This is a genomic window from Aeromonas sp. QDB14 (assembly GCF_027707845.1).
Classification (GTDB): Bacteria; Pseudomonadota; Gammaproteobacteria; order Enterobacterales; family Aeromonadaceae; genus Aeromonas; species Aeromonas caviae.
In genome coordinates, this window is the sequence record NZ_JAPCJD010000004.1 from 97,998 (window position 1) to 119,770 (window position 21,773).

21 protein-coding genes are annotated in these 21,773 nt (G+C 60.7%); 8 read left to right on the plus strand and 13 right to left on the minus strand.

Annotated elements, in window-relative coordinates:
* Nucleotides 1–19: 19 nt before the first annotated feature.
* The gene (locus PG887_RS02515; RefSeq protein WP_043154215.1) at nucleotides 20–817 is read right to left on the minus strand and encodes a class II glutamine amidotransferase; all 798 of its coding nucleotides are present in this window, start codon (nucleotides 815–817) and stop codon (nucleotides 20–22) included.
* A 113-nt stretch (nucleotides 818–930) separates the two neighbouring features.
* Nucleotides 931–1,509: a D-sedoheptulose 7-phosphate isomerase gene (gene lpcA / locus PG887_RS02520; RefSeq protein WP_039038837.1), complete on the minus strand. Its 579-nt coding sequence runs from the start codon at nucleotides 1,507–1,509 to the stop codon at nucleotides 931–933.
* 252 nt (nucleotides 1,510–1,761) lie between these two features.
* Here lpcA and fadE point away from each other — a divergent pair, with 252 nt between their 5' ends.
* Both fadE and PG887_RS02530 read left to right on the plus strand, forming a co-directional pair.
* Nucleotides 1,762–4,218, plus strand: a complete 2,457-nt coding sequence (gene fadE, locus PG887_RS02525; protein WP_270821104.1) for an acyl-CoA dehydrogenase FadE — start codon at nucleotides 1,762–1,764, stop codon at nucleotides 4,216–4,218.
* A 174-nt stretch (nucleotides 4,219–4,392) separates the two neighbouring features.
* Nucleotides 4,393–5,910: an HD domain-containing phosphohydrolase gene (locus PG887_RS02530; RefSeq protein ID WP_104455655.1), complete on the plus strand. Its 1,518-nt coding sequence runs from the start codon at nucleotides 4,393–4,395 to the stop codon at nucleotides 5,908–5,910.
* A gap of 78 nt (nucleotides 5,911–5,988) precedes the next feature.
* On the opposite strand, the gene PG887_RS02535 is transcribed toward PG887_RS02530, so the two are convergent.
* Both PG887_RS02535 and dnaQ read right to left on the minus strand, forming a co-directional pair.
* Nucleotides 5,989–7,239: a TIGR03503 family protein gene (locus PG887_RS02535; RefSeq protein WP_042865207.1), complete on the minus strand. Its 1,251-nt coding sequence runs from the start codon at nucleotides 7,237–7,239 to the stop codon at nucleotides 5,989–5,991.
* Complete coding sequence (gene dnaQ, locus PG887_RS02540) at nucleotides 7,236–7,970, minus strand: DNA polymerase III subunit epsilon (protein WP_041212726.1); 735 nt, start codon at nucleotides 7,968–7,970, stop codon at nucleotides 7,236–7,238. Before dnaQ ends, PG887_RS02535 begins: the two co-directional genes overlap by 4 nt.
* Nucleotides 7,971–8,045: 75 nt before the next feature.
* Between dnaQ and rnhA the strand changes: the two genes are divergently transcribed.
* Nucleotides 8,046–8,510 (plus strand): ribonuclease HI, encoded by a 465-nt coding sequence (gene rnhA / locus PG887_RS02545; protein ID WP_010674138.1) that lies wholly within the window; start codon nucleotides 8,046–8,048, stop codon nucleotides 8,508–8,510.
* Between the two features lie 6 nt (nucleotides 8,511–8,516).
* Here rnhA and PG887_RS02550 read toward each other — a convergent pair whose 3' ends face one another.
* Entirely contained in the window at nucleotides 8,517–9,239 is a 723-nt protein-coding gene (locus PG887_RS02550) for a class I SAM-dependent methyltransferase (protein ID WP_104455654.1), read from the minus strand.
* A 79-nt stretch (nucleotides 9,240–9,318) separates the two neighbouring features.
* Between PG887_RS02550 and gloB the strand changes: the two genes are divergently transcribed.
* Nucleotides 9,319–10,083, plus strand: a complete 765-nt coding sequence (gene gloB / locus PG887_RS02555) for a hydroxyacylglutathione hydrolase (protein WP_053288602.1) — start codon at nucleotides 9,319–9,321, stop codon at nucleotides 10,081–10,083.
* 87 nt (nucleotides 10,084–10,170) lie between these two features.
* On the opposite strand, the gene PG887_RS02560 is transcribed toward gloB, so the two are convergent.
* Nucleotides 10,171–10,443: a hypothetical protein gene (locus PG887_RS02560; protein WP_010674135.1), complete on the minus strand. Its 273-nt coding sequence runs from the start codon at nucleotides 10,441–10,443 to the stop codon at nucleotides 10,171–10,173.
* On the opposite strand from PG887_RS02560, the gene PG887_RS02565 reads away from it, so the two are divergent.
* The gene (locus tag PG887_RS02565) at nucleotides 10,444–11,694 is read left to right on the plus strand and encodes a LysM peptidoglycan-binding domain-containing protein (RefSeq protein ID WP_010674134.1); all 1,251 of its coding nucleotides are present in this window, start codon (nucleotides 10,444–10,446) and stop codon (nucleotides 11,692–11,694) included.
* 95 nt (nucleotides 11,695–11,789) lie between these two features.
* Here the strand turns inward: PG887_RS02565 and PG887_RS02570 are convergent, their stop codons facing one another.
* On the minus strand, nucleotides 11,790–12,635 hold the full coding sequence (locus PG887_RS02570) for an endonuclease/exonuclease/phosphatase family protein (protein WP_201935866.1): 846 nt from the start codon (nucleotides 12,633–12,635) through the stop codon (nucleotides 11,790–11,792).
* A gap of 111 nt (nucleotides 12,636–12,746) precedes the next feature.
* On the opposite strand from PG887_RS02570, the gene PG887_RS02575 reads away from it, so the two are divergent.
* Complete coding sequence (locus PG887_RS02575; RefSeq protein WP_010674132.1) at nucleotides 12,747–12,971, plus strand: hypothetical protein; 225 nt, start codon at nucleotides 12,747–12,749, stop codon at nucleotides 12,969–12,971.
* 6 nt (nucleotides 12,972–12,977) lie between these two features.
* On the opposite strand, the gene yciA is transcribed toward PG887_RS02575, so the two are convergent.
* The 5 genes from yciA to PG887_RS02600 all read right to left on the minus strand — a co-directional run bounded on the left by yciA (nucleotide 12,978) and on the right by PG887_RS02600 (nucleotide 20,269).
* On the minus strand, nucleotides 12,978–13,376 hold the full coding sequence (gene yciA, locus PG887_RS02580) for an acyl-CoA thioester hydrolase YciA (protein WP_029314261.1): 399 nt from the start codon (nucleotides 13,374–13,376) through the stop codon (nucleotides 12,978–12,980).
* Nucleotides 13,377–13,515: 139 nt separating this feature from the next.
* Nucleotides 13,516–14,328, minus strand: a complete 813-nt coding sequence (locus PG887_RS02585; protein ID WP_270821105.1) for an NAD-dependent epimerase/dehydratase family protein — start codon at nucleotides 14,326–14,328, stop codon at nucleotides 13,516–13,518.
* A gap of 247 nt (nucleotides 14,329–14,575) precedes the next feature.
* Complete coding sequence (locus PG887_RS02590; protein WP_039038828.1) at nucleotides 14,576–15,574, minus strand: LacI family DNA-binding transcriptional regulator; 999 nt, start codon at nucleotides 15,572–15,574, stop codon at nucleotides 14,576–14,578.
* Nucleotides 15,575–15,752: 178 nt separating this feature from the next.
* The gene (locus tag PG887_RS02595; protein ID WP_270821108.1) at nucleotides 15,753–17,669 is read right to left on the minus strand and encodes a transglycosylase SLT domain-containing protein; all 1,917 of its coding nucleotides are present in this window, start codon (nucleotides 17,667–17,669) and stop codon (nucleotides 15,753–15,755) included.
* Between the two features lie 83 nt (nucleotides 17,670–17,752).
* Complete coding sequence (locus PG887_RS02600; protein WP_270821106.1) at nucleotides 17,753–20,269, minus strand: putative bifunctional diguanylate cyclase/phosphodiesterase; 2,517 nt, start codon at nucleotides 20,267–20,269, stop codon at nucleotides 17,753–17,755.
* 392 nt (nucleotides 20,270–20,661) lie between these two features.
* On the opposite strand from PG887_RS02600, the gene hpf reads away from it, so the two are divergent.
* Complete coding sequence (gene hpf, locus PG887_RS02605; protein ID WP_010674126.1) at nucleotides 20,662–20,994, plus strand: ribosome hibernation-promoting factor, HPF/YfiA family; 333 nt, start codon at nucleotides 20,662–20,664, stop codon at nucleotides 20,992–20,994.
* Between the two features lie 63 nt (nucleotides 20,995–21,057).
* Here the strand turns inward: hpf and PG887_RS02610 are convergent, their stop codons facing one another.
* Complete coding sequence (locus PG887_RS02610; RefSeq protein ID WP_104455650.1) at nucleotides 21,058–21,570, minus strand: VC2046/SO_2500 family protein; 513 nt, start codon at nucleotides 21,568–21,570, stop codon at nucleotides 21,058–21,060.
* A 10-nt stretch (nucleotides 21,571–21,580) separates the two neighbouring features.
* On the opposite strand from PG887_RS02610, the gene PG887_RS02615 reads away from it, so the two are divergent.
* The coding region (locus PG887_RS02615) for a hypothetical protein (protein ID WP_257711657.1) at nucleotides 21,581–21,773 on the plus strand (193 nt) is incomplete at its 3' end.

The following is a 21,773-nucleotide window of genomic DNA, read 5'->3' on the forward strand; positions in this document are numbered from 1 at the left end:
ATATCTACCCTGGTATTTTTTATTTCTGGTTCAACAAGTTGGCCGCATTGCCATATTCCAGCTCGCCCAGCCTGAACAGGCAGAACTCCCCGGGCACCATCTTCACCCAATTCTCGTTGCCGGTGAGCGGCCGGGTAGCGATCAGGGTCACCACATCGTTCGGCGTGGTTTCACTCTGAAAGTCGATGGCCACATCCTCATCCAGCAGACGGGCTTCGCCAAAGGGAGCCCTGCGCGTCAACCAGTAAAGGTTGTTGCTGCAATAGGTCATCACGAACTCCCCGTCCGACAGCAGCATGTTGAACACCCCGAGCCCGCGCAGCTCGTCGCACAGGGTCGCGAGGTAGCGGAACATGGCGGGGAAATTTGCCGGCCGTTTGGGGTACTTGTGCTCCAGCCTGTCGAGCAACCAGCAGAAGGCGTGCTCGCTGTCGGTGTCGCCGACCGGACGGTGCCGCCCCGTGGGCAGCTTCTTGTAACCGGTCAATTGGCCATTGTGGGCAAAGGTCCAGTAACGGCCCCACAGTTCGCGGGTAAAGGGGTGGGTGTTTTCCAGGGAGACACACCCCCGGTTCGCCTGCCGGATATGGCTGACCACGGCACGGCTCTTGATGGGCAGTGCCTGGACCAGCTTGGCGATGGGAGACTGGGCGCTGGGTTCGGGATCCTTGAAGGTGCGAAAACCCCGCCCCTCATAGAAGGTGATCCCCCAGCCATCCTTGTGGGGACCGGTCTTGCCGCCCCGCAGCATCAGCCCGGTAAAGCTGAAGCAGATGTCGGTCGGCACATTGGCACTCATGCCGAGCAGTTCGCACATATACCATCCACTCCCTGAATGTCTTGACTCTGGTTTCGTCAATCAACCGTCACGGCTGGACGAGAGGGCCGGTATGGTCACCCATCCCCCCCCTCTCAATCCCGGATCGTTGATTACTTGGCCATCTCTTTTTCAACCAGCTGGATCAGGATGTGGATCACCTTGATGTGCACTTCCTGGATGCGGTCGGCATAACCGAAGTGCGGCACACGGATCTCCACATCGGCCAGGCCAGCCATCTTGCCGCCGTCCTTGCCGGTCAGGGCAATCACCTTCATCCCTTTGGCACGGGCCGCCTCGATGGCTTTGAGGATGTTGCCGGAGTTGCCGCTGGTGGAGATGCCGAGCAGCACGTCACCACGGCGGCCGACGGCCTCCACATAGCGAGAGAAGACATAGTCATAGCCAAAGTCGTTGGAGACGCAGGAGAGGTGGCTGGGATCGGAGATGGCGATGCCGGCATAGCCTGGGCGGTTCTCGCGATAACGACCGGTCAGCTCCTCGGCAAAGTGCATGGCATCGCAGTGGGAGCCGCCGTTGCCGCAGGAGAGTACCTTGCCTTCCTGCTTGAAGGAGTCGGCGAGCAGCTTGGCCGCCGCCTCGATGTTTTTCAGATTTTGCTCATCTGCCAGGAACGCCTGAAGCACGCTGGCAGCTTCGGTCAACTCGTTGCGGATCAGTTCTTGGTACATGGTTCTTGAAATCTCGTCGTCCAACATAGGGTGGCGGCATTGTCGCACAAGCCAGTCCAATCGTCGCCCCCCGCCCGCCAAGATGGGGCGGGCAGCGCGTTATGCCGATCACAGAGCCAAGGTAACGGGCTTGTAAACAGCTTGATAAGTTTGTGCGTATGAATTACAACAGGGGCCATATCCAACAGGTCAGACCTCTGGATCAGTTAACGCCAATTTCCCAACCTCGGCAATTCATGCAAGGAGCAAACAATGACGACGACCCTCACTCTGCTCGGGGTGATCCTGGTGATCGGCGCCATGGCCTATCGCCGTGCGTCCCTGTTCACCGCCACGCTTGCCACGGCCGCCGCCCTGGTCGCCGGCACCTTCTATGGCCATGTGCCCCTGCTGGTGTGGGCGCTGTTCGCGGTGATAGCCCTGCCCCTCAATCTGGTGGAGTTTCGCCGCAACCAGCTGACCAAGCCGCTGTTCAAGATCTACAAGTCCATCATGCCGGAGATGTCCCGAACCGAGAAGGAAGCCATCGAAGCGGGGACGACCTGGTGGGAAGCGGATCTGTTTGCCGGCAACCCGGACTGGAAGAAGCTGCACGCCATTCCGGTCAGCACGCTGTCTGCCGAAGAGCAGGCCTTCATGGACGGTCCGGTTGAAGAAGTGTGCCGCATGGTCAACGACTGGGAAGTGACCCACGAGCGTGCCGATCTCTCTCCCGAGGTGTGGCAATACCTGAAGGACAACAAGTTCTTCGCCATGATCATCAAGAAGAAATATGGCGGGCTGGAGTTCTCCGCCTACGCCCAGTCCTGCGTGCTGCAAAAGCTGTGCGGCGCCAGCGCCGTGCTCGCCTCCACCGTCGGCGTTCCCAACTCCTTAGGGCCGGGTGAATTGCTGCAACACTACGGTACTGACGAGCAGAAGGATTACTACCTGCCCCGTCTGGCTGTCGGCAAGGAGATCCCCTGTTTCGCCCTGACCAGCCCGGAAGCGGGTTCTGATGCGGGCTCGATTCCCGACTTCGGCATCGTCTGCAAAGGCGAGTGGGAAGGGGAAGAAGTGCTCGGCATGCGCCTGACCTGGAACAAGCGCTACATTACCCTGGCTCCCATCGCCACCGTACTCGGCCTCGCCTTCAAGCTGCGTGACCCTGACCACCTGCTGGGTGAGGAAGAAGAGCTCGGCATCACCTGCGCCCTCATTCCGACCCACATCAAGGGGGTCGACATCGGCCGTCGCCACTTCCCGCTCAACGTGCCGTTCCAGAACGGCCCGACCCGCGGCAAGGACGTGTTCGTCCCGCTCGACTTCATCATCGGCGGTCCGGCCATGGCCGGTCAGGGCTGGCGTATGCTGGTGGAGTGTCTCTCCGTCGGTCGCGGCATCACCCTGCCTTCCAACAGCACGGGCGGCGTCAAGATGCTGGCCCTGGCCACCGGTGCCTACAGCCGCATCCGTCGCCAGTTCAAGCTGCCGATTGGCAAGATGGAAGGGATTGAAGAGCCGCTGGCACGCCTGGGTGGCAACGCCTACATCATGGGCGCCGCCGCCAAACTGACGGTCACCGGCATCGATCTCGGTGAAAAACCCTCGGTCATCTCCGCCATCGTCAAGTACCACCTCACCGACCGCGCCCAGAAGTGCATCATCGATGCCATGGACATCCATGGCGGCAAGGCCATCTGCATGGGGCCGAACAACTATCTGGCCCGTGGTTATCAGGGTGCGCCCATCGCCGTGACCGTCGAAGGAGCCAATATCCTGACCCGCAGCATGATCATTTACGGTCAGGGAGCCATCCGTTGCCACCCCTACGTGTTGCCGGAGATGCTGGCCGCCAGCCACCCCGACAAAGAGCAGGCGCTGAAAGATTTCGACAAGGCGATGTTCAGCCACGTGGGCTTTGCCATCAGCAACCTGGTGCGCAGCTTCTGGCTGGGGCTGACCGGTGCCCGCTTCGCCGCCGCGCCCTACAAGGATCAGACCAAGGGCTACTATCAGCAGCTCTCTCGCCTCTCCGCCAACCTTGCCTTCCTGTCAGACATGGCGATGGGCACCCTGGGTGGCGAGCTCAAGCGCAAGGAGCGGGTGTCTGCCCGCCTTGGCGATGTGCTGAGCCAGCTCTATCTGGCCTCCAGCGCCCTCAAGCGCTATCAGGATGAAGGACGCCAGCAGGCCGACCTGACGCTGCTGCACTGGGCACTGCAAGACGCCCTGTTCAAGGCTCAGGAAGCGATCGACGAGTTGCTGCGCAACTTCCCGAATCGCTGGATTGGTCTGGCCCTGCGCGCCATCGTGCTACCCCTTGGTCGCGACCTGAAGCGTCCCTCCGACAAGCTCGACAGCCAGGTGGCCCGCCTGCTCCAGGTGCCAAGTGCCACGCGCAGCCGTCTGGCCGAGGGCCAATATCTGACGCGCGAGGAGGGCAACCCCTTCGGGCTGCTGGAACAGGCGCTGGACGATGTGCTGACCGCAGAGCCGCTGTTTGACAAGGTGTGCAAAGCCGAAGGGAGCAAACGCCCCTTCACCCAGCTCGACAAGGTGGCAGAGGCGGGCCTGAGCCTCGGTGTCATCAACCAGGCCGAAGCGGACCTGCTGCGGCGCGCCGAGGAGAGTCGCCTTCGCACCATCAACGTCGATGACTTCGATCCCGTCGACTTGGTGGCCAACAAGGCACTGTTTGAAGCCTCCGCTTATCACAGGGCAGCTTGATGCCTCTGATGCCAGAACGCCTCCCTTGTGGAGGCGTTTTTCATGAAAGAGCTGGTGGATGGCATTCGATACGAAGAAAGAGAAACCGACTGGATCATATTTTGGATATCAATCCGTTTCCTATATTGAATGAAGCGGTTAAGGTAAGCACAGGATCACACACAGGATTGCATAATGGATGATCAAATCCTGATTATTGATGATGAAGATCTTCCCCAATCAGCACCGCGTCCCGCCGGCTGGAAGGTGATGATAGTGGACGATGAACCCGAAGTGCATCGCATCACCAAAATCACCCTGAACAAGTTTGAATTCGACGGCAAGCCGATCGATTTTCTGCACGCCTACTCTGCGGCTGAAGCCAAAGCCTTGCTCGCCCTCACCCCGGATGTCGCCCTGCTGCTGCTCGACGTCGTCATGGAGGTCGATCATGCCGGTCTCGAGGTGGTCAAGTTCGTGCGCGACGAGCTGCAAAACAAGATGGTGCGCATCGTACTGCGAACCGGTCAGCCCGGTCAGGCCCCGGAAGATGACGTGGTGACCAACTACGACATCAACGACTACAAGGACAAGACCGAACTTACCTCCCAGAAACTGCGCACCCTGTTGCGCGCCAGCCTGCGTTCTTACCGGGACATCCGAACCCTTGAGAGCAATCGACAGGGGCTGGAGAAGGTCATCGAGGCGTCCAAGGGGATCTTCGAGCAGCGTGCCCTGCGCCAGTTCGTCGAAGGAGCCCAGACCCAGCTCAGTGCCCTGCTCAATCTGGAAGAGTCCCAGATTTACGATGTGAAGCACCTGGCGTATGAGGTGCGGGATCAGGTGCTCGAGCCTCTGCTCAGCGATGGTCCCATGCTGCGCCTCGTCGATGCGCCGGAAATCCTGCGCTGTGCCATGACCAAGGGAGCCAATGTCTACGATGGCAACCAGATGGTGCTCTATTGCCAGAATGCCCGTCATCACCTGCTGTTCCACATCGAGACCACTCGCCCGCTCAGCCAGATGGACACCGGGCTGCTGAGCCTGTTCACCGAAAACATCATAGTGGCGCTGGAGAATATCCGGCTCAACGAGGTGATCGGTGACAACCAGCGAGAGATCATCTATCGCATCGGCGAACTGGTGGAGAGCCGCTCGAAAGAGTCCGGCTTGCACGTCAAGCGGGTGGCCCTCTACACCGAACTGTTCTGCAAGCTGCTCGGCATGAATGAGGACAGGTGCGAGCTCATCAAGCGTGCCTCTCCCCTGCACGACATCGGCAAGGTGGGGATCCCGGACGCCATCTTGCACAAACCGGGCAAACTCACTCCCGAGGAGTGGGAGATCATGAAAACCCACGCCCAGCTTGGGCAGGACATGCTCTCCGGCAGTGACCTGGCCCTGTTCCAGATAGGCGCCACCATCGCGGGCAACCATCACGAGAAGTGGAATGGCAGCGGCTATCCCCGCGGATTGAAGGGAGAGGACATTCCGCTGGAAGGACGCATCGTCGCCCTGGCGGATGTGTTCGATGCCCTGGGCTCGGATCGTTGCTACAAGCAGGCCTGGCCGCTGGATCAGGTGCTGGCGCTGATCAAGGAGGAGAAAGGAGAGCACTTCGACCCCCTCCTGGTGGACCTGATGCTGGCCAATCTGGAGAAATTCCTCGATATTCGCGAGCAGTACAAAGACATCTATATCGGCGCTCACTGATATCGGATTCACCCCATCCACTTGCCACCATGAAGAAGAAGCCGCCCATTGGGCGGCTTCTTTGCAATGTGCGCGGAATTATTGCTCCGGCAGATTGAGATCCAGTTTGGGGGTTGCTGGCGTCTCTTCAAGTTGCGCCTTCTGCGCCGCCATCGCCTTGTGCAGGGTGCGGCGCTTTTGCAGCAGAATGAAACCACCGGCCCCCAGCAAGAGCAGCAACACGCCACCTCCCCCCAGCGCCCAGGGCAGCCAGACCGGACTCTCCCGCTCCTCGAACCGGTCGGGGGTGGCGGCGGATGCGGGCATGGCCGCAGAGGGTGCGGGAGGGGGGGGAGGCGGTGCTATGGTGAACGACTTGGCCGGCAATTGCAGTTGCACCTCGCGACCGAGCCGGGTTGTTCCAAAGAGGGTGGCCTCCACCTTGTACTGCCCTGCCGCCTTGAGGGCGGAGAGATCCACGCCAAAACGCGGCGCTGTCGCCACCTCGTTGAACGTCATGCTACTGCCCCCGCCGTCAATGGCCTTGCCCTGGATGACCACGGAGGCGGGATCCAGTTCATCCACATCGATGACCAGGGAGAGCTTGGCTCCCCCCTCCCCGGAGGGGGGATTCAGGGAATAGCTGACCGGCCAGGGGTAGAGCAGCACCTGCTGTGACTGGGCTCGTGAGAAGACCTCATTGCCGGTGCTGAAGAGGGCTCGATATTTTCCCGCAGGGACGTCCAGTACCGCCTCGGCGGTCAAGATACCGTCCCCCGGCACTTCGTCCACCCCCTTGCCATCATCCATGTAGCGTCCCAGGGTCTCCTCGAACACGGGATCGCCGCTCTGGCTGGCATCGTTGAACTGCTGCAGCTTGACGGTCATGCCCAGATCGGTGAGGTAGTAACCCGCCCCAGGCGCCGCGCCATCGATCAGCAGACGGGATTGCAGTTTGACCCGCTCACCCTGATAGAGGCGGGCCGGCAGCGGCTCGCTCTCGACCTGGATGTCGGTGAGCAGGCGCACCCGATTGTCGGGGTCCACCTCCCCGATCGCCTGCCAGGGGCCGGGCATGGGGTCGCGGATGGTGATGAGATCCTGATCCTTGAGGGGCAACCAGCCCACGTCGGGCGGCTTGACCTTGCCCACATAGAGCTTGCTGCCATCGGGTCGCACCAGGATCACCGAGGGCGTCCCCGGCTTGCGCTTGATGATGAAGGTGATCTCCTTCACGCCGTAATCGATGCGAAAGCGGTTGTCGAGCAGAGGAATGTCGGAAGGCGCAAACACCTCGTTGGCCGCGGCCGGGAGGGAGGCCAGCAGCAGCAGCCCCCAAAGCGATCTCATTGCCGCCACAGGCAGGCACCTCCTTTTTTCTGTACCAGATCCAGCCTCGCTTCATGGACAGCCGCCACCTCGTCGCTCGCGCGCACCACCCTGAGCGGCGGGCGATTGCTCTCCAGACGACGAATGCCGGTATCCTGGCTGGTCTCGCTCTCGCTGGTTTCGCTCGCCAGATTGAGTTTGGTCTGGCCACCCGTCATCAGGAGGTAGACGTCCGCCAGGATCTCCGCATCGAGCAAGGCGCCGTGCAGGGTACGGTGAGAGTTGTCGATGCCGTAGCGATCGCACAACACGTCCAGGTTGTTGCGCTTGCCCGGGAAGAGATCCCGCGCCATCGCCAGGGTATCCGTGATGCCGCAGATATCCGCCGTCTTGAAGTTCAGACCGAGCTTGCTGAACTCATAGTCCATGAAGCTCACGTCAAAGGGGGCGTTGTGGGCGATGAGCTCGGCGCCGCGAATGAACTCGATGAAATCGTCCGCTATCTGGCTAAAAGAGGGCTTGTCCGCCAGGAAGGCATCCGTGATGCCGTGCACGGCGATAGCCTCGGGATCCACCAGCCGATCCGGCTTGATGTAGACGTGGAAATGGTTGCCGGTGAGTTTGCGGTTGATCACCTCCACACAGCCGATCTCGATGATGCGGTGCCCAAGATAGACAGGGCCGCCCGCGGTGTTCATGCCGGTGGTTTCGGTATCCAGAATGATCTGGCGATTCAGTTGGGGTGTGCTCATGATCAAATCCATGTCAAACTTCGGTTTTACTCGCTAGTTTACCCCAAGCCTCTCGCTAAAACAGATTGATTGCTCATGTTGAAACAGATTGATTTATTCACGGATGGCTCCTGCTTAGGCAACCCGGGCCCCGGCGGCTATGGTGCCGTCATGGTCTATGGCAAGCATCGCAAGGAGATCTCCGCCGGTTTTCGATTGACCACCAATAACCGGATGGAGCTGATGGCTGCCATCATGGGGCTGCGGACCCTGAACGAACCCTGCCAGGTGCGGCTCACCACCGACAGCCAGTATGTGCGCCAGGGGATCACCCAATGGATCATCGGCTGGAAGAAGAAGGGCTGGATGACCGCCAACCGTCAGCCGGTCAAGAACGTCGATCTCTGGCAGGCCCTGGATGCGGAAGTGGCCCGTCACCAGATCGAATGGCTCTGGGTGAAAGGACACTCGGGCCACCCGGAAAACGAACGCTGTGACGAGCTTGCCCGTGAGGCCGCCAGTGGCAAGCAGCTTGCTGAAGACAGCGGCTACCAGCCCTGATGCCCGCTAGCCGCCCTGGCGCGCCATTCCTGGCGCGGCCATCGACTCCGGCAGCCGCCAGCGGCGACGCACCGGTGTGACGGGAAAACGCCGCTTGCGGGCGGCAATCACGTAAACAGACGCCAGAGAGCGGCAATAGTCCCGCCCCAGACTCTCCCGCCACCAGCCGATCTTGCTCTGCCTACCCATGAAGGAGAAACCGAACCGCTCGTCGAACATCACCTCGCAGCCGAGCAGTTGTAGCCAGTCGGTCACCCGTGCGGGCGTGAACATGCGGGCAGACCAGGGCAGATGCCGCCGCATGAAGGGCAGATAGTGACCCAGCCCCACCAGGCTGAGCGGGTTGTAACCGCTGACAATGAGCCAGCCATCGTCGGTCAGCACCCGTTCTGCCTCCCGCAGCACCTGATGAGGATCCGGCGAGAAATCGAGGCAGTGAGCCAGCAGGCAGGCATCCACGCTCCCCGATCGCACCGGCAAGGCGAGCGGATCCCCCTGGATGTCCAGCACCCGTCCGCCGGGGGCGACACCGATTTGATGGCGAATGGTGGAACAACCGCAGGAGAGTTCGGCGCTCAGGGCTCCTATCTTGAGCAAGTGATAACCAAAGAGGTGCGGGCACCAGTTGTCGAGGCGCTCCTGAAGCTCGGCGGCCACCCAGTCCCCCATGGGCAGTGCGGACCAACTGGTCGGAAGCGCGATCTGTTGTTCGGTACGTGCCAGCTGCATAATGGGACCAACTCGGGGGCGAATGCCATCCAGTTATATAAGATCCCTTCCTTAAAGAGAACACAAGAGACCTCGACCCATGTATACCGTCATCACAGTTCCCGCCTTCAGCGACAACTACATCTGGTTGATCCGTCATGAAAATCACTGCCTGGTCGTCGATCCGGGCGAGGCCGCTCCCGTGCTGGAACGGCTGGCTGCGCTGGATCTGGTGCTGGATGCCATCCTCCTGACCCATCACCACCGCGATCACGTCGGGGGCGTACCCGAGCTGCTGCAACACTTCCCCCACGCTCGCCTCTATGGCCCCAAGCATGACCCCATGCCGGACCATCACGGCCAGTGGCTCGACGATGGGGATCAAATCAACTGGCATGGCCTGAGTCTGGATGTCCTCCATGTGCCCGGTCATACCCTGGGGCACATCGCCTATTACGGCCAGGGCATGCTGTTTTGTGGCGATACCCTCTTCAGCGCCGGTTGCGGCCGTCTGTTCGAAGGGACCCCGGCACAGATGCACACTTCCCTGCAACGGCTCGCGGCATTGCCCGATGAGACCCTCCTTTATTGTGCCCATGAATACACGCTCTCCAACCTGCGTTTCGCCCATGCGGTCGAGCCCGACAACCTGGCGATCCAGCGGCAGATCGGCGTGATCAGCAAACTGCGTCAGCAGGGCCTCCCGAGTCTCCCCTCCCGGCTGGGAGATGAGCGGAATTTCAATGTTTTTCTGCGCTGCGAGCAGGACTCGGTAAAATTTTCTGCTGAGAAATACGCCCTTAAATGCTTGGAAAATCCAGAGGATACCTTCGCTGTTCTGCGGGCCTGGAAGGACGTTTTTTGAACAAACCTTGATCAGGGGGGCATTGCCCCTTAAGATGCGAGCTGTTTTTCCACAGATGACCTGAGCGAGATGAAGCTACGAACGGCCTTATTGGCAGCGCTGTTTCTCAGCGGCTGTCAAAACCTGAGCCATCAGGATGACCGGGCGGTAACGGCAATCGAGCCGATCAAATCCCCCCAAGTCAGCAAGAAAACGTACAAAAAACACTCTTCGCGGATGCTGTTCGGCGACGAACAGATAGAAGAGCTGGATGACACTGATAACCTGTGGGTGCGTATCAGCGATGATATGCAGCTGGACTCGCACGATAATGCCCGGGTTCGCCAACAGCGTGATTGGTTGTTGCGCAATGATAAGCATATGGCGACCATTGCCAGCCGGGCTGAGCCCTACCTGTATCTGATGGTAGAGGAAATCGAACGGCGTGAGCTGCCAATGGAGCTTATTACCATCCCCATGATCGAGAGCATGTTCGATCCCAATGCCCGCTCCCGCAGCAATGCGGTCGGTCTTTGGCAATTCGTTCCTGCAACCGGCAAGAATTTCGGCCTGCGCCACGACAACTGGTACGACGGTCGACGCGATGTCCTGGCATCCACCAATGCCGCACTGGATTACCTGGAGTACCTGAACCGGTTCTTCGACGGTGACTGGCTGCAGACCCTGGCCGCTTACAATGCCGGTGAAGGTCGGGTGCGCAACGCCATCACCCGCAACGAGCGGGCTGGTCGTCCGACCGACTACTGGTCGCTGGACCTGCCCCGCGAAACCCGGATGTATGTACCCAAGATCCTGGCCATGGCCGACATGATCCGCAATGCGGACAAATACAATGTCACCCTGCCGGTGCTGGCCAACAAGCCGCAATTGAGAACCATCAATACCGGTGGCCAGATTGATTTGAACGTGGCCGCCCAGCTGGCTGGCGTTTCCGCCTCCCAGCTCAAGGCTCTCAATCCTGCGCTCAAGCGTGGCATGACCTCGCCGCAGGGCCCTTACAACCTGCTGGTCCCCGTCGAGTACGCCGACACCCTGGAGCTGGCCCTGGCCGATCTGCCCCAGCGTGAACGTACCCGTGGCGTGCGCTCCTATCAGGTCACCAGTGGTGATACGCTGTCACGGATCGCCCAGAATCACGGGGTGACCGTGCAACAGCTTAAGCTGGCCAATAACATGCGTGGCAACAACCTGCGCCGTGGCCAGAGCCTGATCATCCCCAATGGCGGGCGCGCAACCCAGGTTGCCCAGAGCAAGCCGCAGCAGCTCGCCAGCCGCAGTGGTGGCAAGGTGAACTATCAGGTGCGCTCCGGTGACAACCTGTGGAGCATCAGCCAGGCACACGGGGTCACCCACGCCGACCTGGCCAAGTGGAACGGCCTGAACGCCAAGTCGGCCCTCAAGCCTGGCATGAAGCTGGTGGTCTGGCCCAAGCAGGGCAAGAGCAGCAACAAGTCCATGGTCTATCAGGTGCGCCGCGGTGATTCCCTCTCCTCCATCGCAGCCCGCTTCCAGGTCGCCGTCAACGATGTGATGCGCTGGAACCAGCTCGGCAAGAGTGACTATCTCAAGCCAGGTCAGGAGTTGACTCTGTTCGTGAAGAACAACAGCTGATCGCTCGTCGCAATCCAAAAAATACCCCGCTTGATGCGGGGTATTTTTTTGTCTGCATGAACCAGCGGCGACGCCGCTCTCCCCTGAGGGATGACTCAGGGTGTGATGGCCTGGGCCGCAAAGCGCGCCAGAATGGGGTTGTGATCAGAGGCATCGGTAGCCGGTGAACCCACCTCCACCAGATCCAGATTGCGATAGTAGAGGTGATCCAGCGGGCGGCCAAAAGCGGTGCGACGCAGATCAGGTACAGGTATGGCCTCCTGCAGGCCAAGCTCGCCCACCAGCTTGTTCAACCAGAACGCGCGCTTGTCGCTCCAGGTGTTGAAATCGCCACCCAGGATGACCGGCCCCTGGTGGCGATGGATCAACGCAGTCAGATCGTTGAGCTGCTCGCGAAAGGTCGCCATGCCCAGCTCGAAATTGACCGCATGGAGATTCACCACCAGCACGCCGTCAGGATCCCCTTGCAAGGGATAGAGACTGACCAGACCTGACTTGGGGATGCGCAGCAGGGGTTCGGGGGAACGGACGCCACAGACAAACGCCTGCGGCGTTTTCGCCACCGTCATCACGCCAAAGGAGACACCTCCCTGGGTGAAGGCCTGCAACTGCTGCCACTGGAAATCGCCTCTCTTCAGCCAGTCCAGCATCTCGGGCCGGGTCGCCGACTCTTGCAGCAGCACCAGATCCTGGGACTTGGCATACTCATCCAGCCCTTCCCGCCAGTTCTTGCGTTGTCCCTTGTAGAGGTTCCAGACGGTGATGCCAAATTCCCTCGGCAAGGCCGTGGAGGCGAGCGCCACCAGAGGTGGTCTGTCACAGCTTGCGCCAGGTATGATACCTGCCGCAGTCACCAGATGATCTTGATCCGGTACCTCGAAGCAACCGACCAGCCCCAACGTCAGCAGGGACGTTCCCAGAATCCGATAACTATTTTTCATTGGCTAACAATCACCTGCCTCTGCAAGACGACATGGCCCTCACACAGGCCACGGTCGCCGACTAGTCTCATTATTCGTGTCCGGCCCGACTCATCCAGAAGGAATTCAACGATGGCGAGACAGCACCAGTACCGCGTGACATTTTACGATCAACAGGGAACCTGTCATCAAGTGGAGCTTTCCACCGTCTATCAAATCAGGCGGGATCCCCAATGTGATCTCTGTCTGTTCGACACCCGGCAGTGCGTGGGGTCGGAAGAGATGCTGGAGCGCATGATACGGCAAAAAACCGGGCTTGAGCAGGAAATATCCATCATCAATGCCCGGCTCATCTGAGCAGACTCAGACCGGGACGGGGCGGGATTTGCCCTGATCGTCGATGGCCACATAGGTGAAGACGCCCTCGGTCACGCAGTACCGCTGGGCTTCGTTCTCCCGCAATACCGGCTTGACCCAGACCTCCAGCTTGAGTCGCATGGAGCTGCGACCAATCTTGAGGCAGCGACCGTAACAGCACACCACGTCACCCACCTTGACCGGGCTGTGGAAGGTCATCCCCTCCACCGAGACGGTACAGATGCGCCCTTTTGCCAGCTCCTTGGCCATGATGCCCCCACCTATATCCATCTGGGACATGATCCACCCGCCGAAGATATCGCCATTGGGGTTGGTATCGGCTGGCATTGCCAGGGTTCTCAGCAACAGCTCCCCATCGGGGTGGCGCTTGGTCTCTTCCATCATTACCGCTCTCTTTATCATGGATGGCGGCATGATAGGGGGCGATCCCCCCCTTGGCAAACCTCAATTGTCCCGGAGCGTGCGCCGTATCTGGTTTGCACGCCAGATGACCGACTCCGGGGCCCGGATGGCGACGACCCGTTCAACCCTTCAAGGCCGCCCCGTCCGCAAACCAGTGGGCCGGATCCGGCCAGCGATAGACGAAACCAAGCTGCTGGCAGATGCGCTGACCTTCGATGGGAGCAAACTCCCCCGCCGGCTCAACGAACTGCGGCGGCACCAGCCCGAGCAAGCGGCTCGCGAAGGGGTAGAGCTGCTCCCGGCGCGGGTGAACGGGGGCACTCAGATTGTAGGCATCCCCATCCTGCCCCTGGGCCAGCATCAGCTCACAGGCGGCTACCACGTCGTCCAGATGCACCAGGTTCACAGCCTGGCCTCCCCCGGCCAGCGTCTTGCCCGCCAGAAAACGGCCGGGGTGACGGTCAGGACCATAGAGTCCGGCCGGGCGCAAGATCATGGCGCAGTCAACATGCCCTTCCAGCACGGCAAGCTCGGCCGCCCGCATCCGCGAGCCTCTGTCATGGGCTGGAGCGGGCGTATCCTCCTCCCCCTGTCCGGCCCCCCAGACCGAAGTCGCGCTGATAAAAAGAACCCTCTGAACACCCGCCTCCCTCGCCTGTCGGCACAGGCTGGCCACGGACGCCGGGTAATCACCGGTCTTGCTGGGGGGCACACAGATCACCAGGTCATGACAGCGAAAAGGCAGTGACCCCATGTCAGGGGTGAGCAACAGTGGCCAGGCGGCAATACTCTCCCCCCGCAGCCGTTCAGCCTTTTCGGCCGTACTGACCGTCACCGCGATAGATTGCCCCTGCTCTTGCAATGCCCTGGCCAGGGGCAACCCCAGCCAGCCGGCGCCCACGATACCCGTCTGATACTCAAATTCGTTCGTCATACCCGGATCCTGACAAAAAAAAAACGGCCATCCAATGATGACCGTCGAAAGTAACGAAGGAAATAGCCGGATTAACCGGTTACCTCCCACAGCGGGAAAATCGGGAGCGCACGCTCCTAATTCGTGGGCCTATCCTAGTGGCAGCGCGGTCAAAAAGCTTTGAAGCGGATCACAGTTGAAAAGGATTTCTGAAAGCGCTTTCACTGTTTTGCAAAAAAGTCGACCCGCACGGGGCCAACTTCATGACTCAGGCCACAGATTCCCGCCGTACCAGTTCGGCTTCGAATTTGAGCGCCAGCCCCTCTACCGGCTTGTGATCCAGCAGCCTCAGGGCCAGCTCAGCGGCCCGCTCTCCCATCTCCTCGATGGGGTAACGTACCGTGGTGAGCTTGGGATAGATGTATCGGGCATAGGGGATGTCATCAAAACCGACCACAGAGACCTGCTGGGGTATTTTGTAACCCCGCTCCAGCAGACAGGAGATGGCCCCCGCCACCATGGCATCGTTGAAACCAAGCACAGCGCTGAACTCGACGCCGCGCGCCAGCAGCTCGCTCATGGCCACATAGCCACCTTTTTCGTCGGCATAGGCACGGCCGATGAGGGCAGGATCCAGCTCGATACCTGCCCGTTGCAGGGCGAAGCGATAGCCGGCCATCCGCTGCTGACCATCCACAAACTCCTCGTCATCGGAGGTGACGAAGGCAATCTTGCGATGTCCCGCGTCCAGCAGATGCTGGCAAGCCGTGGTGATGCCGGCCTGGTTGTCCAGCCAGACGCAGCGATCCTCGCAGCCTGGCACCTGACGGTTGATGAAGACGATGGGGGTCGTGCCCGACGCCAGCTCGCTGAGCTCTTCGTCAGGCAGCGCCTTGCTGTGAAGGATAAGGGCATCACACTGGCGCTGCAGCAGCGCCTGGATGGCGTGCCGCTCACGGGTCGCGTCGTGGTTGCCGGACACCACGATGGTGAACTTGTTCGCCTTGTCGACCATGCTTTCGATGCCGCGCATCATCTGGGCGAAGAAGGGGCCGCCACACAGATCCCCCACCAGCACACCGATACAGTTGGAGCGCTTGCTCACCAGGGCCTGGGCGAAGCTGTTTGGACGAAAGCTGAGCTCCTTCATGGCCGCGAGGACAGCCTCGCGCTTCTCGGGCGCCACCTGCGCCGTGTTGTTGATCACTCGAGACACTGTCGAAATGGAGACATTCGCCAGCTGAGACACATCTTTGATCGTTGCCACTCTCGATTCCTTTGTTGGAAAAGCCTGTCAGTGATTATCGGGCATTGTATCGAACCTGACAGACCAAGACGCGGCGCCCGATCACCTGGCAGGTTTCCTTTTGTAACAAAGCTTAAGGGATGATAACCATTTTGGGGCAAGAATGGGAGGCCGCCGCCACAACGACTGCCCCCCGAACTCAATAGGCGTGATTCAGCTCGCGTTCCGACATAAAACGCAAAGGCTGCTGCAGCTTGTGTTGATAGATGAGATCGAAAGAGAGCACGTTCTGGACATAGTTGCGCGTCTCCCGATAGGGGATGCTCTCCACCCAGACATCCATCGGCTTGTTGTCGCTCTGCTCGCGCCAGCGCTTGACCCGGCCAGGACCCGCATTGTAAGCCGCCGCCGCAAGGATCCGGTTGCCGTCATACACATCCAGCAGGCGCTTGAGGTAGGCGCTGCCAAGACGAATGTTCATGGCCGGGTCGAACAGTTGCTGCTCGTTGCGATAGGGCACCCCAAGCTTGCCGGCCGTCTCTTTCGCGGTGGCAGGCATCAGCTGCATCAACCCCCTCGCCCCGACCGGTGACTGGGCCAGGGGATAGAGTGCGCTCTCCTGACGGGAGATGGCGTAGAGCAGACTGGTGTTCATGGTGCGCTCTTGTGCCATCTGGGAGAAGGTGCGCTTGAGGGGCAGTGGGAAGCGCAGGTCCAGCGCATCCCAGGCCTCGGCACGGATGCTGGAGAGGATCGCCAGCTCGTGCCAGCCCTGGTTGAGGGCGATGTGGCCAAACTCCAGGCGCTGGGCCACGCTGTTGCGATCCATGTTGTGGATCCACTCAGAGCGGGCCGCCGTGATCTCGTTCATCGCCAGCAGTTCACGCACCCGCAGCAGGAAGGGCCAGCGGCGGCTGGCACTTTGCCAGTCCGGCACCTTGTGCGCCACGCTCTGGTTCTTCATGCGATAGGGCACACCGGTGCGCTGGGCCGCCATGAAGCCGTAGAAGCCGCGCAGGTTCGCAGTCTCGAGATAGAGGTCCCGCGCCGGTTTCTGCCGCCCCTGTTTCTCCAGCGAGCGCGCCATCCAGTAACGCCAGCGATCCTCTTTTTGCAGCCCCATGGGCATCCGCTTGACCCAGCCTTCGAGACCGCGCCAATCCTGCTCCCAGATGGCAAGACGGGCCCGCAGCTCCACCAGCTCCGGATCCTTGAGCCGCACCGGGGCCGTATCCAGCCAGGCGCGCTGGTCAGAAGAGCGGTCCAGTAACAGGCGGCGGGCGGCCGCCTTCTCCACCCGACTCACCTCGGCATGGTTCAGGCCGAAGCGACGGGTCATCTCCCCCAGCTGGCGCAGAACCGCGTCGGGCTCCTGGTTGGCGTAGCGGGCCAGCCCCAGGGAGAGCAGATGCCGCGACGGTGGCGCCGCCGTGAAGTTGGCCGGATTCATCGCCCGCACGGGTTGGTCATACAGGGCGATCATCTGATCGCCATACCCCTTCATGCCGCTGCCGAGCTGGGCCCCGAGGTGGCGAATGAGGTTGGGGTTCTGGGCCTCGAAAGCCAGGTTCATGCGCTCCCAGACCTTCTCCTGGGTGCGCAGACCCGCCTGCTGCCAGAGCTGGAACAGGGGATCGCAGGCATCAGGCCTGGATTGACCGCTTAACCAGAGCTTGCCTGCCTCCTGCAGGGCTTCACTCTGGTGCCCCGTGTAGTAGCGGGCCTGATAGTGCTGACAGAGCAGATCGGTGGAGCTTGGCTTGGCCGGATAGAAGCGCAGGAACTGGGACCACTGCTGGCTCTGGGCAAGATAGGTGAGATAGCTGCGCTCGAGCCGGTTGGACTGGGGGGTGTCCCCGTGCTGGCGGATGAAGCGGGTCACATCGTTGTAGTCTGCCGCCCCGGGACGGAACGCAAGCTGGTAGTAATCCAGATAGGGCAGCAGCGGATAGTGGATCAGGCGTGCTCGAAGCTGGCTGAATTTGACCTGGTCATTGGCACGCACGGCCTCATGGGCCTGGCGATAGAGAGACTGCTCCATGGTCTGCGCGAAGGCAGGAGCCAACAGCCCCGGCATCCAGAGCGCAGACAAGATGATTCCCTGCACGACTTTCACGAATGGCATTCTCCCCTTGAAGGCATAACCACCGCCAAAGTGCGGTGGTGACATACCTTCATTCTACCCGCTAAGCACGGGGGCTACGCCACACTATTTTTATCGGTGCAGACGGGGCGATCACCGCGTACCTGACGGCTGACATAGCGTTCAAGGTAGGTAACAGGGAGCGGCTTGGAGGCGAGGTATCCCTGGAAGAAATGGCAGCCCTGTGCCTGCAGAAACTCCAGCTGCTGGCGGGACTCCACCCCCTCCGCCGTCACGTTGAACCCCATGTGGCGGGCCATGGCGATCACGGCCTCGACGATGGCCATGTTGTCACCATCCTTGGGTATGTCCTGGATGAAAGAGCGGTCGATCTTGAGCTCATCGGCCGGCAGCCGCTTGAGGTAGCTCAGGGAAGAGTACCCCGCCCCGAAGTCGTCGATGGCAAAGCTGATGCCCAGGGTCTTGAGTTCCGCCATCTTGCTGATGGTGTCTTCCGCAAGACCCAGCACCACCGACTCGGTGATCTCCAGGTTGAGGCAGGCGGGATCCATGCCGGTGGCCGCCAGCACGTCGTGAATGCGATCGACGAAGTCGGGAGCATGGAACTGTTTGGCGCTCACGTTGACCGAGAGCTGGGGGACGTGGATCCCGCTCTCCTCCCAGGAGACGTACTGGGTACAGGCTTCGTGCAATACCCAGTTGCCGATGTCGACAATGAGATCCGTCTCCTCGGCAATGGGGATGAACTCGGCGGGCGATACCAGGGCACGCCCGGGGGGTTGCCAGCGGATCAGCGCCTCGACACCGATGATCTCCCCCCCCGCCACCATGTGCTGGGGCTGGTGGTGGAGAGTCAGCTCCCCATTGTCGAGGGCACTGCGCAGCTCGTTGTGAATGTGCAGACGCCGGTCGGCCTGCAACTGCATGGAGGCATCGAAGAAGCGCCGGGTCTTGCGGCCCGCCGATTTCGCCTGATACATGGCGGTGTCAGCCTGCTTGAGCAGATCCCCCGCCTCCTGCTCCCGACCGGGGAAGAGGGTGATGCCGACACTGGCGCCGATGTGCAGCACCTGGCCTCTGAAATCATAGGGGGCGGCGATCTCCCCGATGAGCCGCTCCGCGATAAGGTCGGCCTGCATCTCCGCCTGGGGCGGGCTGATGGAAAGCGCTGGCAGCAACAACACGAACTCGTCGCCGCCGAGACGGGCCAGACAATCCCCCTGGCGCACCAGCCGCTTGAGACGGCTGGCCACCTCCTTGAGCAGCCAGTCGCCGGTGGCGTGACCCAGGGAATCATTGATGGTCTTGAAGTGGTCGAGATCGATGAACAGCAGGGCCCCTATGAGGTGACTGCGATTTGCATCGGTGAACGCCTGGGTCAGGGTTTCGTGCAGCTGACGACGATTGGGCAGGCCTGTCAGCTCGTCATAGAAGGCGAGATCCTGGATGCGGCGCTCCGCCGCCTTGCGCTCGGAAATATCCTCGAAGAAGATGACATAGTGGCTGATCCCCCCCTTCTCATCCTGCACCGGCGTGACGATCTCCCACTGGGGATAGGCGTGACCGTCGGCGTGCAGGCGCAGGGTTTCCCCCTGCCAGCGATCCAGGGCGTTGAGCTCGTAACCCAGCCCTCCCAGCCCCGACCAGAGATCGTTGCCAAGATGCAGACCAATCACCCCCTGGTTGTCAAAGCCGGTGATCTGGCTGAAGGCGTAATTGACCCGCAGGATCTTGAACTCGGGATCCGTGATGATGATCCCTTCGTGAGTTTCAAAGGCCACCGCAGACAGCCGCATCAAGGCATCGCTCTGCAGGCGCTCCAGCTCGGCCACCATGCGCACCGAGAAGATGGTCAGGACGGAGTCCAGATCCGTGGTCCGGGTCTGGCTCGGGAACAGCAGGGCGAGATGACCCAGGATCTGACCGTTGCGATCGAGCAGCGGCTGGGCGTAATAGTGCTGGCCCGGGGGCAGGTCGGGATACCCGGTCAGGGGTTCGCTGATGGGGGTCGCACTGGCGGCGCCCCGATAGAGCTGCTGGCAGGGCATGTCACAGAGGGCGTACTCCTTGACGTCGATGCCGTGGCTCGCCAGCACCCTGAGTCGGTCAAGGCCCACCCGCTCCGTCAGCCAGACGGCAGTGGCTCCCAGGATATGGGCCAGCTCGTTGACCAGGGTCTGGCAAAAATCGAGCCCCGTCTTGGCGGAGAGCGCCTGCGCCAGCTTAGCCAGCAAGGGGGCCTGCAACATGGGAAGCGGCGGTGTCACGCCTGCGGGGGAGTTGGCGCGATCCATCTCGCGATGCATCATTTCGAGGGGGGCAAGCCAGCCACAACAGAGCCCCTGTGCAGGCACATACTGACCGTACCAGAGCGCGTGGTGTACCTTACCGTCCTCATCGCGCAGGTGACCGATGAACTGGCCTGGCTGGCAGGAATCGTGGAGTCTTGCAAGAAAATCGGCGAAACCCGCTTCATCTTCCCGCTCAAGTTGGGTGGCCCAGGGGTGGGCTTCCTCCCCTGCCCAGGGTTCACAAGAGACATGATCAGACAGGCTCCATTGCCCATGCTGCCGATCATAAAACCACATCATCTGGGTGGCTTGCTGCTTCATCTACGACTCCAACCACTACAACCACGTTATCCACCCCGACTCCTGCAGAAAAGCATATCCGTTTGCGCGCATATCTCCACCGGCGCATGGCAATGATTTTGCGATGCGATGATGCGATGTGGGTGGAGAAAATTCGAGACTATGCGGCAAAAACCAAACATCGGGTCGACACAAGGCGCTGCCGAGGGGGGACAGAAACGATCCTATTTGCTGATACTGCCTGCCTGTTTCACTGAGCTCAAGCGGTTTTTGGCATGAAACGGGAAAAGCTCACAATTTATGGACAGCGGGATTCCCAAGGGCATTTTTCGTGACGCGGATCACATTTTGATTTGGCGACATGGGTAATCTGGAGGTGAAGACACAAGCAAGACGACCCGAAGGGGGCCATTATGAAAATCGAAATGACCAGTAAAATCATCGACATCACCCCAGCCATCCGCGAGCGCATTGAATCCCGTTTTGAAAAGCTCGAGCGTCTTCAGGTGCCTCTTATCACACCCCATGTGATCATCTCCAAAGAGCGTTTGATGTATATCGTCGAAGCCACTATCGGCATTCCCAACGGCAAACTGTTTGCGCAGGCAGAGCACGAGGATCTCTATGCTGCCATCACGGACCTGGGCCAGAAGCTGGAACGCCAGCTCAACCGTCACACGGAAAAACCCATCGCCCGTCGTGCCGCCGGCAAGGAAGTGCCCCAACCGGACGAAGCAGACGCCTGACAAGGTTCACCACTCATAAAGCAAAAGGCGGGTTATCCCGCCTTTTTGCATTCTACCGTGCCGTCATCCCAGCCAGCGCAGCCTGGCATCCACCCCTTGCGCAAGCTCCTCGAGCAGCGGCAGCATCATCAGCGGAGCCTCCTCCCTGGGGTCAGCGCCCATAGGGCGGGTCTGCCAGCGCTCGCGACCCAGTGCCGAGAGGTTGTCGTACACTGCGGGATCCAGCGCGGGCGTTCGGCTCACCAGTGGCGGAGAGCGCAGCGCCAGCCAGAGTCTCACATCCGTCATGCACCCACCCTGTTGCAGACGCTCGTTGAGGCTGGTGGCATCGATCTCTTCCACCCCGCCTTGCAGGGACGCCCGGGGCATCAGACCGAAACGGGAGCGCCAATCCAGCTCACCCGACGCAGGCTTGGGCGGGGCATCAAACCAGGGCTGTTCTTCCACCGCATCGGTCAGCAGCGCCAGGTGCAGCCTGAAGTCGGCACGGTCCCCCGCACGGAGATCCTGGTTGAGCCGTTGGCCCAACTGGGCCTCATCCACGAGCAAGCGGTCACGAATCGCACTGGGCAGCATGAGATAAATCTTGGAAATGAAGGTTTCATTGCTTATCGGCCATCAACCCGATCCTTTAAGCATTAAAAATCCCGGCAGAGGGGTTCACAAGCGCGACAGATCTGTTAGTATGCGCCTCGCACTTGGGGAGGGGTTCCCGAGCGGCCAAAGGGATCAGACTGTAAATCTGACGGCTCTGCCTTCGAAGGTTCGAATCCTTCTCC